Raw genomic sequence first — 15,838 nt, 5'->3', positions numbered from 1 at the left:
TGGGTCGACGCCCGAAGCGGATGATGCCGGCTCGCAGAGCGCACAAGAAAGCGGGGTACCCGGCTGTCGCCCGGCACCCCCGCGCATTGTCCTGTCGACCGTCAGCTGCCGCGTGGTGGCTGACGGTCGGGTTCCTTCCGGGCTAGTCCTGGTGATCAGGCACGGGAACGATGACAGGCTGCGCGGTGGACCCACCGGCCGTCGTCACCCGACGGCTGCGTGAACGCCCCTGGCCGGGCTGCTTGGGCTCGGGAAGCGACTCAAGAACGGAGCCGAGCAGCTGGTCGGTGACCTGCTTGCTCGCCCGACGCTGGCTCTTCGTGGACTTGTTCACCGGGATGTCGAGAATCGCGAGCGAGTCGGATGATTCGTCGCTCGCCGCAGCATCCGTGGTGACGGTCGCGGTCGTCTCGGAGCGAGGAGCCGCAGCGTGCGGAACCTCAGTGCGAGGAGCTTCAGTGGGCGCCGACTGGGCACGCGAGGACCGGCTTCGTCGGTTGCGCGACGACTCGGCGCGCGCAGGGGTCTCGGCGCGCGCAGGGGTCTCCGTTTGCGCAGGGGTCTCCGTGCGCGCAGGCTCAGGAGACGTGGTCGGCGCGAGAGCCGCATCGGTCACGGGAACCTGTTGTGACGACGCCTCCGCCGCGACGGCAGTCTCGGCTGCGACCACGGCAAGCGCTTCCGCCTTGACTTCTTCAGTGATAACGGGGATCGATCCCGTGCGGGTGATGGTGCGCGCGGCGATCAAGGCGAGGGCGTTCTTGGCATCCTCGGTGATTCCGTGCGTGCCGTTGCTCGCCTTGGGCGCGTCCGTTGCGGGCACGAGGTCTTTCGACCCGCCCGCGGCGTTGCCGCCGTTGTGGCTGCCACCGTTGTTGGAGCTGTTACCGGAACCGCTGCCCGAACGGGCGCGCGGGCGACGTTCCTGCGGCGGCTGCGCCGTCTGGCGATGCTTGGTGACAGGATCGTGGTGCACGATGATGCCGCGTCCCGCACAGGCCTCGCAGTTTTCACTGAAGGACTCCAGCAGGCCAAGGCCGAGCTTTTTGCGGGTCATCTGCACGAGACCGAGCGAGGTGACCTCGGCAACCTGGTGCTTCGTACGGTCCCGGCTGAGGCATTCGATGAGGCGACGCGAGACGAGGTCCCGGTTGGATTCGAGCACCATGTCGATGAAGTCAACGACAATAATTCCGCCGATGTCACGCAGTCGCAACTGACGAACGATTTCTTCCGCGGCCTCGAGGTTGTTCTTGGTGACCGTCTCCTCAAGGTTTCCGCCTGAGCCCACGAACTTGCCGGTGTTGACATCAACGACCGTCATGGCCTCGGTGCGGTCAATGACGAGCGAGCCACCCGACGGCAGCCACACCTTGCGGTCGAGGGCCTTTTCGATCTGCTCCGAGATACGGTACTCGTCGAAGGCATCCGTTTCGCTGGTGTAGTTCTCGATGCGCTCAACGAGGTCGGGTGCAACCTGAGCGAGGTAGTTCTCGATGGTCTGACGGGATTCGTCGCCGGACACGACCATGCGCGCGAAGTCCTCGTTGAAGACATCGCGAACGATCTTGATCAGCAGGTCGGGCTCGCTGTGCAGCTCGGCGGGTGCCTGTGCCGTTTCCACGAGCTTGGCAATGGATGCCCACTGCGCGGTGAGTCGGTTGACGTCAACGGTCAGCTGCTCATCGGTGGCGCCCTCGGCCGCCGTGCGCACGATGACGCCCACGTTCTCGGGCAGAACCTCCTTGAGGATCTTCTTGAGACGAGCGCGCTCCGTGTCGGGAAGCTTGCGGCTGATGCCGTTCATGGACCCGTTGGGCACGTACACGAGGTAACGACCCGGCAGCGAGACCTGGCTGGTCAGCCGGGCGCCCTTGTGGCCGATCGGGTCCTTCGTGACCTGCACGAGGACCTTGTCCCCCGGCTTGAGAGCCAGTTCAATGCGACGCGGCTGGTTGGTCGTGCCCGAACTCTCGGCAGCGGCGTCCCAGTCAACCTCACCGGAGTACAGCACGGCGTTGCGTCCGCGTCCGATGTCAACGAAGGCCGCTTCCATGCTCGGCAACACGTTCTGAACGCGACCGAGGTACACGTTCCCGATGAGGGACGCGTCCTGATTCTTGGCCACGTAGTGCTCCACCAGCACGCCGTCTTCAAGAACGCCGATCTGGATCTTGTTGTGCTTGGCCCGAACGACCATGAGGCGGTCGACGGATTCCCGGCGCGCGAGGAACTCGGCCTCGGTGATGACCGGACGGCGTCGTCCGGCATCGCGACCGTCCCGGCGACGCTGCTTCTTGGCCTCGAGGCGGGTCGACCCCTTGATACGCTGCGGTTCGGTGATGAGCTCGGGTTCACGCGGGGCGCGAACCTTGACGACGGTGTTGGCGGGGTCGTCGGAGCCGGAACGCCCCTCGTCCCCGGTGCGCCGACGCGCGCGACGACGAACCGTGGTGGTTTCCTCGTCCTCGTCATCGTCGTGGCCGCCGTTGTTGCGGTCGGCGGCGCTGCGGTCGGCGTTGTTGGCGCCGCGATCGTTGCGGTCGTCCTTCTGGCTGTTGGCACGAGGCATATACGGGAGGATCTCGGGCGCCTGGAATAGCAGCGACGTGGAGGGACGGCGCACGGCGGCCACAACCGGCTCGGTGGGCTCGGGAGCCGCATCAGGTGACGCGTCGGTCGTGAGCGGCGGTGAATTCGTTGTACTGGTCACTGTCGTGTCCTGTTTCTGCACCGTTGGCTGGTTCGGCACCGTTGCCGGTGCCTGCTCGGTAGCTGGATCGGTGGCGAGCCTTCGCTCGGTCACGTTCTGAAGTGTGTGGGCGGACGCCGTGGGATCGGGCACCGACTCGGTCGACGAAGGCTCCACTGGGGCCTCATTATTCGTCGGCGACCTTCGCGTGGTGCGACGGGAGCCAAAAAGGCCCCGGCGTTTCTTCTTTTGGTTGTCTTCCACCATTACTGGTGTGCTCCTTGACCGGTGTAGGCGACCGCGCCACCCACCCGGTTACTCTCTCGTGCGAGTCGTCGCCTGCGCGACTTCCCCGCGAATGTTTTTACGTGCGCAACCGGCTCTTGGCTCTGATTGCTAATACCTTTGGTCGTGCGACCACTGCATGTGGGAATTATTGCTGTTCCCAAAAAGCCTCATCTGCGTCTGCTTGAGCGCGGCTCAACGACTAGATCCGATTATCGCATGTATTGGCACCGGGAACGTGCGATGGCGCGTGACATAATCCGAGGGTGTCACTGACCCAGCGTTATCAACGCCCCACCGGGCTGGCCATCTTTCTCATCATCGCCGGAGCCATCGGTTTCGCGGCCGCTTTCGCGCTCACGCTTGACAAGGTGCGCATGTTGGAGGATCCCGACGCCCAGCTGTCATGCAACTTCAGCGTCTTGATCGGTTGCAGCACCAATCTTGCATCCTGGCAGGGATCCCTGTTCGGCTTTCCCAACCCGCTGATCGGGCTGGCCGCCTGGAGCGTCGTCATCACGATCGGCATGGCGATCCTCTCGGGAGCGCAATTCAGGCGGTGGTTCTGGATCGGCCTGAACGTGGGCGTTACCGGTGCGATCGCGTTCGTCATCTGGTTGATCTTCGAGAGCATCTTCGTTCTCGATGTTCTGTGCCCCTGGTGCATGGTCACCTGGTCGGTGACGATTCCCGTCTTTCTCGCCGTCACCCTGTACAACCTCAAATCCGGGCAGATTCCCGCCTCGGCGTCCTTTCGCCGGGTGGCGGCCGGTGCCTACTCCTGGTTGTTCGTGATCACGATCGCCTGCTACATCGCGTTCGCCATCGTGGCCCAAGTGAACATGGACGCGCTCAACCGGCTCTAACGGGTCAGCGCATCCCCGCCCCGCACAACGCCGCCCCGCCGAGGCACCCGAAGTCGGGCGTCCCAGCGGGGCGGCGTTTGGCAGTGCGGTCTAGTTGAACCAGAGTGCGAGTTCGCGCGCGGCCGACTCGGGCGAGTCGGAGCCGTGCACGAGGTTCTGCTGGACCTTGACGCCCCAGTCGCGACCGAGGTCGCCACGGATCGTTCCCGGAGCAGCGGTCGTGGGGTCCGTCGTGCCGGCAAGGGCACGGAATCCCTCAATGGCACGGTTTCCGGCGATGCGGAAAGCGACGATGGGGCCGCTCTCCATGAATTCGACGAGGGGCTGGTAGAAGGGCTTGCCCTCGTGCTCGGCGTAGTGGGCAGCGAGCAGGCTACGGTCGGCCTGAACGAGCTTGATGTCAACGAGGGAGTATCCCTTGGCCTCGATGCGGCGAAGGATTTCGCCGGTGAGGTTGCGGGCGACGCCGTCGGGCTTGATCAAAACGAGAGTTTCTTCGATTGGAGTGTTCATGAGATTTCCTTCTGATTGTCGATGCGAGTGCCTTGGATCATGCAGTAGGTCCACATGGCGGCGAAGAGTGCGCCCACGAAAAACATGGCGGGGGTGATGAATCCGGTGGCGATGATGATGGCCTGCAGCGCCCAGCCGACCGGATAGGACCAGCTGAAGCGCAGGAGCCCGATGAGCGCGACCGTGGCCAGGCACAAAACGGCTCCCCCACCGAGTGCGACGAGTGGCGGCAGCGACCCGAGACCAAAGGTCACGAGGGCGGCGAGGAAAACGACGATGCTCTCGAATCCGAGCACGATCGACGCGAGGGAACGCTTGACGGACCGCGGACCGGAGGTCAGACCCCGGCGGGGCCTTGGGCCTTCCGGTCGGTTCGCCGGGTCTGCGGGCTCCGATGGGTCGGAGACATTCGTCACGGCTTCATCCATTCCCCGGTGTCGGCGAGGGTGAGGGCCTCACCAACGAGAGTGATCGAGCCGGTGACGATGACGGCTCGCTTGGGCTTCTCACTCGCCCACGCGCGGGCCTGCTCGAGGGCATCGGCGGTGCCGCCGAAGCGGAATGTGGTTTCCTCGCTCGTGTGTTCGGCGATCATGTCGGCCAGGGTATCAACGTCGAGAGAACGCTCGGACTGCAACGGGGTCACATGGAACCGGGCCACCCGGGGCGCGAGTGCGTCAATGATGCCCTCGGCATCCTTGTCGCCGAGAATGCCCACGACAGCAACGATCTCCTCGAAGTCGAAGTACTCGTCGAGCGCCGCGGCGAGGGCTGTGGCCCCGTGCGGGTTGTGCGCGGCGTCGATGAACACGGTGGGTTCGATCCCCACGAGCTGCAGCCGCCCCGGCGACGTTGCGGTGCCGAGTCCCTCGGCGAGCAGGTCGCCAACAAGTTCCTGGGTGCCACCGCCGAGGAAGGATTCAACGGCTGCAATGGCCAGGGCCGCGTTCTGCGCCTGGTGGGATCCGTAGAGCGGCAGGAAGAGCTCGGTGTAGGTGCCGGCGATCCCTCGAACCGAGATGAGCTGACCACCGACGGCGACCCTGCTCTCCAACAATTCAAAGGCCTCGCCCTCGACCGCGAGGGTCGAATCGCGCAGCCCGGCCGCGCGCTCGATCTCCGCGCTGGCATCTGCGCCCTGCGCCGCTGAGACCACGGCGGAGGCGGGCTTGATGACGCCGGACTTGGTGCGCGCGATCTCGGCAACCGTGCTGCCCAGCCGCTGCGTGTGGTCAAGGGCGATCGGCGTGAAGACGGCGACCTGCCCGTCGGCGACGTTCGTGGAATCCCACTCGCCCCCCATGCCCACTTCAATGACGGCAACGTCAACCGGCGCGTCCGCGAAGCACGCGAAGGCGAGCACGGTGAGGGCCTCAAAGAACGTGAGGGCTTCCTCTCCGTCCTTCTCGAGCCCTGCGTCGACCATGGCAAGGTAGGGCTGAATGTCCTGCCAGTTGCTGGCGAGCAGCTCATCACTGATCGGCTCGCCGTCGATCACAATTCGTTCGTTGAGGCGAACGAGGTGCGGGCTCGTCATGAGGCCGGTGCGGAGTCCATAGGCACGCAGGATGCTCTCGGCGATCCGGCTCGTGCTCGTCTTACCGTTGGTTCCGGCAATGTGAATGATCGGGTATGAACGCTGCGGGTCGCCCAGCAGGTCCATTGCCCGCCGCGTGGGTTCGAGCCGCGGACGCGGCGCTGACTCCCCCACACGCGTGAGCAGCGCGGCGAAGACGGCATCGCCGGCCTCACGCGTTTCCTCGTTCGGCTCGGTGGGTTCGTTGAGCGCGCTCTGCTCCGTGGGCTCGCCGGATTCGCCGGATTCGCCGGATTCGCCGGGCGCACCCAGGTCGTCGAAGTCGTTCGGTTCATTCAGGTCAGACATTCTCGACTCCGTTCACTCGGGCGACGGCCACAAGAAGTGGTCCGCGGTTGACATAATGTGCGGCTTCGAACCGTACGTAGTGCTCCACCGGGGCACCGACGAGCCCAGGGAGCCACTCGGAGGGAAGCGCGCCCGGAACCTCGCCCTCGGACGGACGGTGCGTGGCGAACGCGGTGGCGAGCGTATCTCCCGCCACATCGACGTTCGATGCGAGATCGAAGACGGCTGCGTCATCCTCGTTGAGGAAAACGAGATTGAGACGGATGCGATCACTCACGTCGAAACCGGCGGACTTGCGGGTGTCCTGCACGGCCCGGATCAGGTCGCGGGCGAAGCCCTCGGCCTCCAGTTCAGCAGTGGTGTTCGTGTCCAGCAGCACGAAGCCACCGGCGGGAAGCAGCGCAAGGGCCGTTCCCGTGTCGCCGGCCTCGCCGGCCTGCAATGACAGTTCGTACTCGCCCGCGGCGAGCTCAATGCCGCCGGCGGTGACGACGTCGTCGCTCTCGCTCCAGTCACCGGCGCGGGCGGCCTGAATGACCTGCTGCACGCGCTTGCCCAGTCGCGGCCCCGCCGCACGGGCGTTGACGACGAGGCGAGAGGTCACGCCATACGCGCTGGCGCTGTCATCAGCGAGCTCCACGAGGCTGACGGTCTTCACATTGAGTTCGCTGCGCAGGATGCCCTCGAAATCGGTCAGGGCCGAGGTCCGCGAGGTCACCACGGTGAGGTTCGCCAACGGAAGGCGCACCCGAAGTGACGCCTGCTTGCGCAAGGACAGCACGGTGGAGCTGATCAGTCGTACCTGGTCCATGGCGACGACGAGCGCGTCGTCGGCCGGGAAGAGCTCCGCGTCCGGCCAGTCGGCGAGATGCACGCTGCGCCCTCCGGTGAGTCCCTGCCAGATTCGCTCCGTGACGAGCGGGAGCAGGGGCGCCGCGACCCGGCACACCGTTTCCAACACGGTGTACAGGGTGTCGAAGGCCTCGGTGTTCTCGGTGCCGCCCCAGAAACGGTCACGGGACCGGCGCACATACCAGTTGGTGAGCACGTCCGTGAATTCCCGCACCCGCGCGGTCGCAACGGTGCTGTCAAAGGCTTCCAGGTCGGTGGCGACGCCCACAATCAGGTCACGCGTCTTGGCGAGGAGGTAGCGGTCGAGTACATCCGTGGAGTCGGTGCGCCACTGTGCATCGTAGCCCTCTTCACTGGCCGCGTTGGCGTAGAGCGAGAAGAAGTACCAGGTGCTCCAGAGCGGCAGCATCACCTGGCGGGCGGCCTCGCGGATGCCCTCCTCGGTGACGATCAGGTTGCCGCCACGCAGCACCGGGGAGCTCATGAGGAACCACCGCATGGCGTCGGAGCCGTCGCGGTCGAAGACCTCGTTCACGTCGGGGTAGTTGCGCAGCGACTTGGACATCTTCTGGCCGTCGTTGCCGAGCACGATGCCGTGGCTGACGACGTTCTTGAACGCCGGCCGGTCAAAGAGCGCGGTCGAGAGCACGTGCAGCAGGTAGAACCAGCCGCGCGTCTGACCGATGTACTCCACGATGAAGTCGGACGGGTTGTGGGTGTCGAACCATTCGCGGTTCTCGAAGGGATAGTGCACCTGGGCGAACGGCATCGAACCGGAGTCAAACCAGACGTCGAGCACATCCGTGATGCGGCGCATCGTCGACTGCCCGGTGGGGTCGTCGGGATTGGGCCGGGTGAGAGCGTCGATGTAGGGGCGGTGCAGGTCGGTCGGGCGCACTCCGAAGTCGGCGGCGAGTTCATCGAGGGAGCCGTACACGTCTACGCGCGGGTACTCGGGATTGTCGCTCTTCCACACCGGGATGGGCGAGCCCCAGTACCGGTTGCGGCTGATGGACCAGTCCCTGGCGTTGCCGATCCACTTGCCGAACTGGCCGTCCTTCACGTTGTCCGGCACCCAGTTGATGTCCTGGTTGAGGTCAACCATGCGATCACGGAAGTCGGTGACGCGCACGAACCAGCTCGATACGGCCTTGTAGATGAGCGGGTTGCGGCAGCGCCAGCAGTGCGGGTACGAGTGCTCGTAGCTCGCCTGGCGCACCAAACGGCCCTCGGCCTTGATCATCTGGGTGAGCGGCTTGTTCGCGTCACTCCAGAGCTGGCCGGCGACCTCCTCGATCTCGGGAAGGAATTTTCCGCCGTCGTCGAGGGAGAGGATGACGGGGATCCCGTAGGACTGGCAGACCGTCTGGTCCTCCTCGCCGTAGGCCGGCGCCTGGTGCACGATGCCGGTACCGTCAGAGGTCGTGACGTAGTCGGCAAGCACGAAACGCCAGGCGTTCTGTGTGCCCCAGACGCTTGCGTCGGCGTAGTAGTCAAAGAGACGGTCGTAGGAGACGCCTTCGAGGTCACGTCCGCCCACGGTGCGTGAAATCGCGGTGACGGCATCGTCCGCAGACTCGTACCCGAGGTCTTTCGCGTAGTTGCCCACGAGATCGATCGCGATCAGGTACTCCGCGCCGAGCACCTCCGCCGGAACGGACAGCTCGGAGAGGACCTCTTCGCGGCGCACCGTTGCATCGGGGGTTCCGTTCGGGCCGGCCGGAACAACGGCGTAGACGATGTCCGGGCCGACCGCGAGGGCGAGGTTCGTCGGAAGGGTCCACGGCGTGGTGGTCCACGCGAGCGCCCGCACGGCCGTGAGCCCGAGGCTTTCGGCCTTGGCCCCGACGAGCGGGAACGTCACGGTGACCGTCTGGTCCTGACGCATCTTGTAGACGTCGTCGTCCATGCGCAACTCGTGGTTGGACAGCGGGGTCTGGTCGCGCCAGCAATATGGCAGCACCCGGTAACCCTCATAGGCGAGTCCCTTGGTGTGCAGTTGCTTGAACGCCCAGATCACCGACTCCATGTAGGTGATATCGAGGGTCTTGTAGTCGTTCTCAAAGTCCACCCAGCGGGCCTGCCGGGTGACGTATTCTTCCCAGTCCTTCGTGTACTCGAGGACCGAGTCCCTGGCGACGGCGTTGAACGCCTGGAGGCCCATCTTCTCGATCTCGCTCTTGTCGGTAATTCCGAGCTTGCGCTCGGCCTCAAGCTCGGCCGGCAAGCCATGCGTGTCCCAGCCGAAGCGGCGGTGTACCTGCTTGCCGCGCATGGTTTGAAAACGGGGAAAGAGGTCTTTCGCGTATCCAGTGAGAAGATGCCCGTAGTGCGGCAGCCCGTTGGCAAAGGGCGGGCCGTCGTAGAAGACCCACTCCGGGGCATCCGCCCGGTTATCGATGGACGCCTGGAAGGTGCCGTCTTCCTTCCAGAACGCGAGCACCTCGGTCTCCAGCGCGGGAAAGCTCGGCGACGGGACGACCCCTGCTCCGGGAGAGGCGGCAGCACCCGACGAGGCGGGAGCGCCGGGGGCCTGCTGGCCGGAATTGTGAGCCTTGGGGTACAAAATTGTTCTCCTGGTGGACGGGCGCTTGGCCTTTGCCACGAGGACGAACGATTCTGTTGGGAGCCGCCGCGGTACCACCTCGCTTGCCACTGCCCGCTTCAGGAATGACCCTGCCGGAGTGACCGCTTCTTCATAGGCTGTGACGGGCCCGACCCGTTCGGCTCTAGTGGGCGCCCGCCCGGGGACGGTTGCTGTTCTGCCGAAGACTCACCGGTGATGGCCGGATCACAGTCATTCTCCTCCGATTCTAGCCGACGACAGGCTCGGGTCGCACTACTCGAGCGCGTAGTCCTCTTCGTAGAATGCGAACGCGCCACCGTCCAGGAGAAGCGGACGGGCGGCGTACACGTCGAGGTCGTCGAAGTCGGGCAGGGCCTCGAATCTCACGGTCGAGCTGGGGGTGACGAGCAGGGCCAGGTGTGTGCCGGAGGTACTGACGAGGTCAACGAACCCGCCGCCGTGTCGCGCTGCCGCGGCGAGCGCCGACTTGAGCCCGGCCACGTCGTAGTCGGCCGGCAGGTGGAAGGAGTCCGTGTTGATGGTCAGCCGGTGTGCCTGCATTGCGGTCTCCCCTTGGTCTGGAGGGCTTTTGCTCCTTAAGACATCCCCATAGTAGGCAGTACGGCGGTAAAAAGCCCCCCCCCCTTTACGAGAAATCCCCGCGACCGGTGTCACGTATCATGGACGCAGGCCCGTGTATCACTGAATGTTGGCAACCCGCCTGTCTCGGCCGGACACGCTGATGAAAGAGACGACATGCTTCTTCGGAGCCCACTCCTCCGCACCCTCCGACTCGTGGCCCCGGTGGCCGCCGCCGGACTTCTGTTCACCGCGTGCTCCGGCACGGCGCCCCAGACGCCCGTTGGCGACCCGGTCCGCGGAGGCACGCTCACCTACGCCTCCGGCGATGCGGAACCGACGTGCCTCGACCCCCACGTGGGCGGGAACTATCCCCAAGCGCTCGTCAGCGGGCAATTCCTCGAAGCCCTCGTTTCCCGTGATTCGTCGGGCGCGATCATCCCGTGGCTCGCGGACTCGTGGGAGGAAAGCCCCGACGGGCTGTCATGGGACTTCACCCTGAAGACGGGCGTGTCCTTCACCGATGGCACCCCCCTGGACGCGGCAGCCGTTCAGGCCAACGTCGATCACCTGCAGGATCCGGAGACGGGTTCCTCCACCGGTTACCTCGCACTCGGCAAGGTCACCGCGACCGAGGCCGTCTCCACGAACGTGGTGCGATTCGTGCTGAGCGAACCCGACAGCGCGCTGCTCGAATCCCTGTCGCAGCCCTGGCTCGCCATCGAGTCTCCGACCGCGTTGGCGCGCAGTCAGGACGACAACTGCGCCGCGCCGGTTGGCACCGGACCGTTCATGGTGGACAGCTGGGTCAAGCAGAACGCGATCACACTCGTGCGCAACGACGACTACACGTCCCCGCCCGAGGACGCCCTGAACACGGGGCCGGCATATCTCGACTCGATCGTCTGGCGTTTCATCCCGGATTCCGCGTCGCGTTACGCCGCCCTGCAGGCCGGTGAGGTCGACGTGATCGACAACGCCCAGCCCGATACGATCGCGCAGGCCCAGGCGAGCGACACGATCGCGCACCTCGACGCCCCGCGCCCCGGAGCGTCGAACCGCATCGAACTGAACTCGGGCAAGGCCCCCTTCAACGATCCGCTCGTGCGCGAAGCGTTCGTGCGATCGGCCAACATCGACGACGCCGTTTCCGGCCTGTTCCAGGGCACAGCCGAGCGCTCCACCTCCGCGCTCTCCAGCGTCGAACCGATGGCCCTTGAGCGCCCCGACCTGTTCGAGTACAACCCCTCCACCGCGAATCAGCTTCTCGACGAGGCCGGATGGACCACCAGGGACTCCGACGGCTATCGGGTCAAGGACGGCGTTCGCCTCTCCGTCGTATTCCCGGTGAGCACCAACCAGTCGATCCCCGCAGAACAGTCCGTATTCGAGCAGATCCAGGCGACAGCGAAGGAGACCGGCTTCGACGTGCTCCTGACCCCCATGGACCTGTCGAGCTGGTACGGCGCGCTCGGCGCCAACGAGTACGACGCTGTGAGCGCTCCGTACACCAAGGTCGGTCCGGACGTCCTTCGAATTCTCTACGACTCCGCGGGAATCGTCCCCGCACCGAGCGGGTACTTCGCCAACCACGCCCAGGTCAACGATCCCCGGATCGACAAGCTCCTCACCGAGGCCGCCCAGGTGTCCGATGCCGACCAGCGGGCTGCACTGTACAACGAGGCCCAGGACCTCATCCTCAGCGGCTTCTACATCCTTCCGCTGTACGACCAGCAGAACCATTTCCTGCTCGGTTCCGCCGTCCAGGGGACCCGCGCCCTGCCGACGGTCTCCACTCCCACGTTCTATGACGCCTGGCTGAACCGGTAGCCGATGCTCCGCCGCACGGCGCCCGATGACACTCGAGGCACCCGACTGGTTGCGGCGCGCTCCGGCATGGTGCGCCTGGCCGTGCGAGCGCTCGGTGCGATCGGCGTGCTCTGGCTCGTGGCCACGCTCACCTTCTTCGCCGTGCGCCTGATCCCCGGGGACCCCGCCCAGGCGATCCTCGGCGGGCCGGGGTCGCAGGCATCCGCTGAGGCGCTCTCCGCAGTTCGCGCCGAATACGGACTCGACCAGCCGCTCCTCGTGCAGTATCTCGCTCAGCTGGGTCGTTTGGCCACCGGTGACCTTGGCCGTTCCTATGCCCTCAACATGGATGTGGGACCGCTCGTCATGAGCCAGATCGGCGGAACGCTGCTTCTCGCGATACTCGCCCTCGCCCTCGCGTGGCTGCTTGCGCTCACGCTCGCCACGTGGTCGACGCGCGGCGGCGTCGTCGCGCTACGGATCGGTTCCGGGCTTGAGATCGTCGGGGCAGCGCTGCCCCATTTCTGGCTCGCCACATCGCTCATTGTGGTCTTCAGCATTTGGTGGGGCCTCGTCCCGCCCATCAGCACCTCGGGAGCGGCCGGACTCGTTCTGCCCGTCGTGACCCTCGCCGTTCCCCTCGCCGGTTTTCTGGGCCAGCTCATGCGGGAGTCCCTGCTCACCGCGCTGGAGTCCCCCTTCGTGCTCTCGGCGAGGGCCCGCGGAGAGAGCGAACGCGGAGTGCGCTGGGTTCACGCCCTGCGCCACGCCGCGCTCCCGGCCATCAATCTCTCGGGCTGGGCCTTCGGCTCACTGATCAGCGGAGCGGTCGTCGTGGAAACCATTTTCGCCCGGCCGGGGCTCGGCCGAACCCTGCTCAACGCGGTGACCGTGCGCGACGTTCCGGTCGTGGTCGGTGTGGTCCTGATCGTGGCCCTCGCCTACATTGTGATGACCGTTCTCACCGATGTGGCCGCTCGCGTCGCCGACCCCCGATTGCGCCTCGCATGAGCGAACTTGAGATTCGAGCACGCGTCGCCTCGTCCGAGGGACGCCAGCAGGGCGTCGAGGCACGGCGCGTGAGCGCGGTGGAGGCGGTCACCGGCCTGCTGGCCCTGTTCCTCCTCGCCGCCGCGCTCGTACCGCACCTCGTGGCGCCCGGTGACCCCCTCGCCATCGATCCGCTGTCGGCGTTCACGTCCCCGTCGTTCGCGCACGGGTTCGGGACCGACGAGTCCGGCCGGGACATCTACACCCGCGTGGTGCACGGCACGGGCAATTCCCTGCTCATCGGCGCGGCTGCCACGGCAATCGGCCTGGGCCTCGGCCTGCTGCTCGGTGTCCTTGCGGGGATGCTCGGCCGCGTCGTCGATTTCACCGTGAACCGTCTGCTCGAGGTGCTGTTCGCCTTTCCCGGATTGCTCCTCGCGCTGGTGTTCATCCTCATCTTTGGTCCGGGGGTCGCCACGGCGACGATTGCCGTTGGCCTGTCGACCGCCCCCGGCTATGCCCGCATCATCCGAGCGCAGATTCTGACCGTTCGCTCATCGGCATTTGTCGAGGCCGCCACCGTGCAGGGACTCAGCCGCGTCACCATCCTGACCCGCCACATTCTGCCCAACACCCTCATGCCCCTGCTCGTACTCGGAACCCTGGGGATTGGGCAGGCCATCGTCTGGGCGGCCACGCTCAGCTACCTCGGCCTCGGCTCCACCCCGCCGACCGCCGAGTGGGGCGCCATGCTCTCCGCGGGCCGCACGTACATCACGTCTGCGTGGTGGATGAGTTTCTTCCCTGGGCTGTTCATCGTACTGACCGCCGTCACGGCCACTGTCCTCGGCCGCAGCATTGAGCGACGGTTGCGTCACGCATGACCGCGGTGAATCGCCCGAGTGAGGGGCCGGGGCTTCCCCTGTCCGTAGCCAACCTGAGCGTGTCGTTCGGCGGGGCCACGGTCGTTCGGTCCGTCTCGTTCCAGGTTGCGGCCGGCGAATGTCTCGCCATCGTCGGTGAATCCGGCTCGGGGAAGTCGGTGACGGCGCGGACCCTGCTGGGGCTTGCCGGCGCGAACGCGACGGTGCGTGCCGACGAGGTCGCGCTGGGAGGGCGCTCCGTGCTCGACCTGTCCCCTGCCGCGTGGCGACAACGCCGCGGGCGCGATATTGGACTCGTTTTGCAGGATGCCCTCGTTTCCCTGGACCCCCTGCGCCCCATCGGCCGCGAGATCGGGGATTCCCTGCGGCTGCACACCGGCATGGGTGCCACGGCCCGCAGACAGCGGGTGATTGAGCTGCTCGCAGCCGTGGGACTGCCCGAACCGGACATGCGGGTCCTGCAACGCTCGGGAGAGCTCTCGGGCGGCGAACGGCAGCGAGCGCTCATCGCCGCGGCCATCGCACTTGACCCGCCGCTACTCATCGCCGATGAACCCACGACCGCGCTCGATGTGACCGTGCAGGCGCAGGTCCTTGAACTGCTCGGCGACATCAAGCGCCGCGGAACGGCCCTGCTGCTGATCAGCCACGATCTGGCGGTCGTGAGCCGGATCGCCGACCGCGTTGCGGTGATGCGTGACGGCGAGCTGATCGAAAGTGGACCAACCCGGGAGGTGCTGCGCAGCCCGCAGCATGTGTATACGCGCCGCATGATCGCCGCGGTTCCCGGGGACAAGCCACGGGGCACCCGCCTGGCGCCACCGGCGGCTGTGCCCGCCGGTGGCGCCCTGGCCGAGGCACCGCAGGTTCGGGAGCGCGGCTCAGCCAGCACGCCCAGCGCAGCCACGGTTGCGCTTGAGGCTCGCGGCCTCGTGAAGACCTTCACCCGGCCCGACGGGACCAGGGTCAACGCCGTCGACGACGTCTCCTTCCACCTCGACGAGGGCACCACCCTCGGAATCGTGGGCGAGTCCGGATCGGGCAAGACCACCACGGCGCGCCTGCTGCTCGCGCTGAGCACCGCCGACCGCGGAAACGTCCAGGTGATGGGCGAGCCGTGGAGCGCCCTCAGCGAGGCGCAGCGGCGGCCGCGGAGGGCATCTGTTGGCGCCATCTACCAGGACGCGCTCGGCTCTTTCGATCCCCGGCACTCGGTTGCGGAGATCATGCGTGATGCCGCCGGCGAGGGGCGCGGCCGACGACGAACGTCGAGCCCTCGAGTGCTCGAGCTGCTTGACAGTGTTGGTCTTGACAGCACCGTGCTCGATCGACGCCCGCTCCAGCTCTCCGGCGGCCAGCGACAACGTGTCGGCATCGCCCGCGCCCTGGCCGGCCGGCCTCGAGTTCTGATCTGCGACGAGCCGGTATCGTCCCTCGACGTGAGCGTGCAAGCGCAGGTTCTCGACCTGCTCGACGAACTGCAGCGCGAACTCGGGCTGAGCATGATCTTCATCTCCCATGACCTCGGGGTCGTGCAGCATATGAGCGACCGCGTTGCCGTGATGCAGAACGGTCGAATTGTTGAAACGGGTGCCGCCGCGCAGATCTTCAGGTCACCGGCGCAGGCGTACACGCGGCAGTTGCTCGCCGCGGTGCCGACGCTGACCCTCGGATAGGCAGGGCCGCTGCCACCTCGGGCGTTGGGGTGCCACTCGCTTTGGGTGCACTTGTGCCGCGATTTCCAGCCTCTTGTCAGGCGACTCCCCCTACCGTTGTAGGTGGAGTCCCCCACTCCGAACGACGGCCCCGGCCCCTTGACCGCCTCCCCCCAGGCAAGAGGTGCTGGGGTCGTCTCGTTTGGTAGATTCATCGGGAATATCGCTCCCAACGGGGCGTCCGGTAGATTGGAAGGGCACG

General features: G+C 66.2%; 11 protein-coding genes. 5 read left to right on the top strand and 6 right to left on the bottom strand.

Going from position 1 to position 15,838, the window contains the following annotated elements:
* Nucleotides 1–142: 142 nt before the first annotated feature.
* Nucleotides 143–2,959, bottom strand: coding sequence for an Rne/Rng family ribonuclease (locus EDD25_RS15290; protein WP_134174486.1), 2,817 nt, complete (start codon nucleotides 2,957–2,959; stop codon nucleotides 143–145).
* Nucleotides 2,960–3,243: 284 nt separating this feature from the next.
* Between EDD25_RS15290 and EDD25_RS15285 the strand changes: the two genes are divergently transcribed.
* A complete protein-coding gene (locus EDD25_RS15285) occupies nucleotides 3,244–3,843 on the top strand; it encodes a vitamin K epoxide reductase family protein (RefSeq protein ID WP_134174484.1) in 600 nt (199 codons plus the stop codon).
* A gap of 90 nt (nucleotides 3,844–3,933) precedes the next feature.
* Here EDD25_RS15285 and ndk read toward each other — a convergent pair whose 3' ends face one another.
* From ndk to EDD25_RS15260, 5 genes are all read right to left on the bottom strand, one after another.
* Complete coding sequence (ndk, locus tag EDD25_RS15280) at nucleotides 3,934–4,356, bottom strand: nucleoside-diphosphate kinase (RefSeq protein WP_134174482.1); 423 nt, start codon at nucleotides 4,354–4,356, stop codon at nucleotides 3,934–3,936.
* On the bottom strand, nucleotides 4,353–4,772 hold the full coding sequence (locus EDD25_RS15275; RefSeq protein ID WP_241986404.1) for a DUF4233 domain-containing protein: 420 nt from the start codon (nucleotides 4,770–4,772) through the stop codon (nucleotides 4,353–4,355). The genes ndk and EDD25_RS15275 overlap by 4 nt, the downstream gene beginning before the upstream one ends.
* Nucleotides 4,769–6,241 (bottom strand): bifunctional folylpolyglutamate synthase/dihydrofolate synthase, encoded by a 1,473-nt coding sequence (locus EDD25_RS15270; protein WP_134174478.1) that lies wholly within the window; start codon nucleotides 6,239–6,241, stop codon nucleotides 4,769–4,771. The genes EDD25_RS15275 and EDD25_RS15270 overlap by 4 nt, the downstream gene beginning before the upstream one ends.
* Nucleotides 6,234–9,662 carry an isoleucine--tRNA ligase gene (gene ileS, locus EDD25_RS15265; protein ID WP_175183004.1) on the bottom strand — a complete coding sequence of 1,143 codons (3,429 nt, stop codon included), beginning with the start codon at nucleotides 9,660–9,662 and terminating at the stop codon, nucleotides 6,234–6,236. The genes EDD25_RS15270 and ileS overlap by 8 nt, the downstream gene beginning before the upstream one ends.
* A gap of 270 nt (nucleotides 9,663–9,932) precedes the next feature.
* On the bottom strand, nucleotides 9,933–10,220 hold the full coding sequence (locus tag EDD25_RS15260; RefSeq protein WP_134174474.1) for a hypothetical protein: 288 nt from the start codon (nucleotides 10,218–10,220) through the stop codon (nucleotides 9,933–9,935).
* 195 nt (nucleotides 10,221–10,415) lie between these two features.
* Here EDD25_RS15260 and EDD25_RS15255 point away from each other — a divergent pair, with 195 nt between their 5' ends.
* The 4 genes from EDD25_RS15255 to EDD25_RS15240 all read left to right on the top strand — a co-directional run bounded on the left by EDD25_RS15255 (nucleotide 10,416) and on the right by EDD25_RS15240 (nucleotide 15,597).
* Nucleotides 10,416–12,068 carry an ABC transporter substrate-binding protein gene (locus EDD25_RS15255; protein WP_134174472.1) on the top strand — a complete coding sequence of 551 codons (1,653 nt, stop codon included), beginning with the start codon at nucleotides 10,416–10,418 and terminating at the stop codon, nucleotides 12,066–12,068.
* A gap of 66 nt (nucleotides 12,069–12,134) precedes the next feature.
* Nucleotides 12,135–13,058 carry an ABC transporter permease gene (locus tag EDD25_RS15250; RefSeq protein WP_134175582.1) on the top strand — a complete coding sequence of 308 codons (924 nt, stop codon included), beginning with the start codon at nucleotides 12,135–12,137 and terminating at the stop codon, nucleotides 13,056–13,058.
* Nucleotides 13,055–13,921, top strand: coding sequence for an ABC transporter permease (locus tag EDD25_RS15245; RefSeq protein ID WP_134174470.1), 867 nt, complete (start codon nucleotides 13,055–13,057; stop codon nucleotides 13,919–13,921). Before EDD25_RS15250 ends, EDD25_RS15245 begins: the two co-directional genes overlap by 4 nt.
* Nucleotides 13,918–15,597, top strand: a complete 1,680-nt coding sequence (locus EDD25_RS15240; RefSeq protein WP_134174468.1) for a dipeptide ABC transporter ATP-binding protein — start codon at nucleotides 13,918–13,920, stop codon at nucleotides 15,595–15,597. Before EDD25_RS15245 ends, EDD25_RS15240 begins: the two co-directional genes overlap by 4 nt.
* Nucleotides 15,598–15,838: the final 241 nt, after the last annotated feature.

This window comes from Cryobacterium psychrophilum, from assembly GCF_004365915.1.
Classification (GTDB): Bacteria; Actinomycetota; Actinomycetes; order Actinomycetales; family Microbacteriaceae; genus Cryobacterium; species Cryobacterium psychrophilum.
The sequence above is the reverse complement of the archived record's forward strand: the minus strand, read 5'-3'. Positions and strand labels throughout refer to the sequence as shown.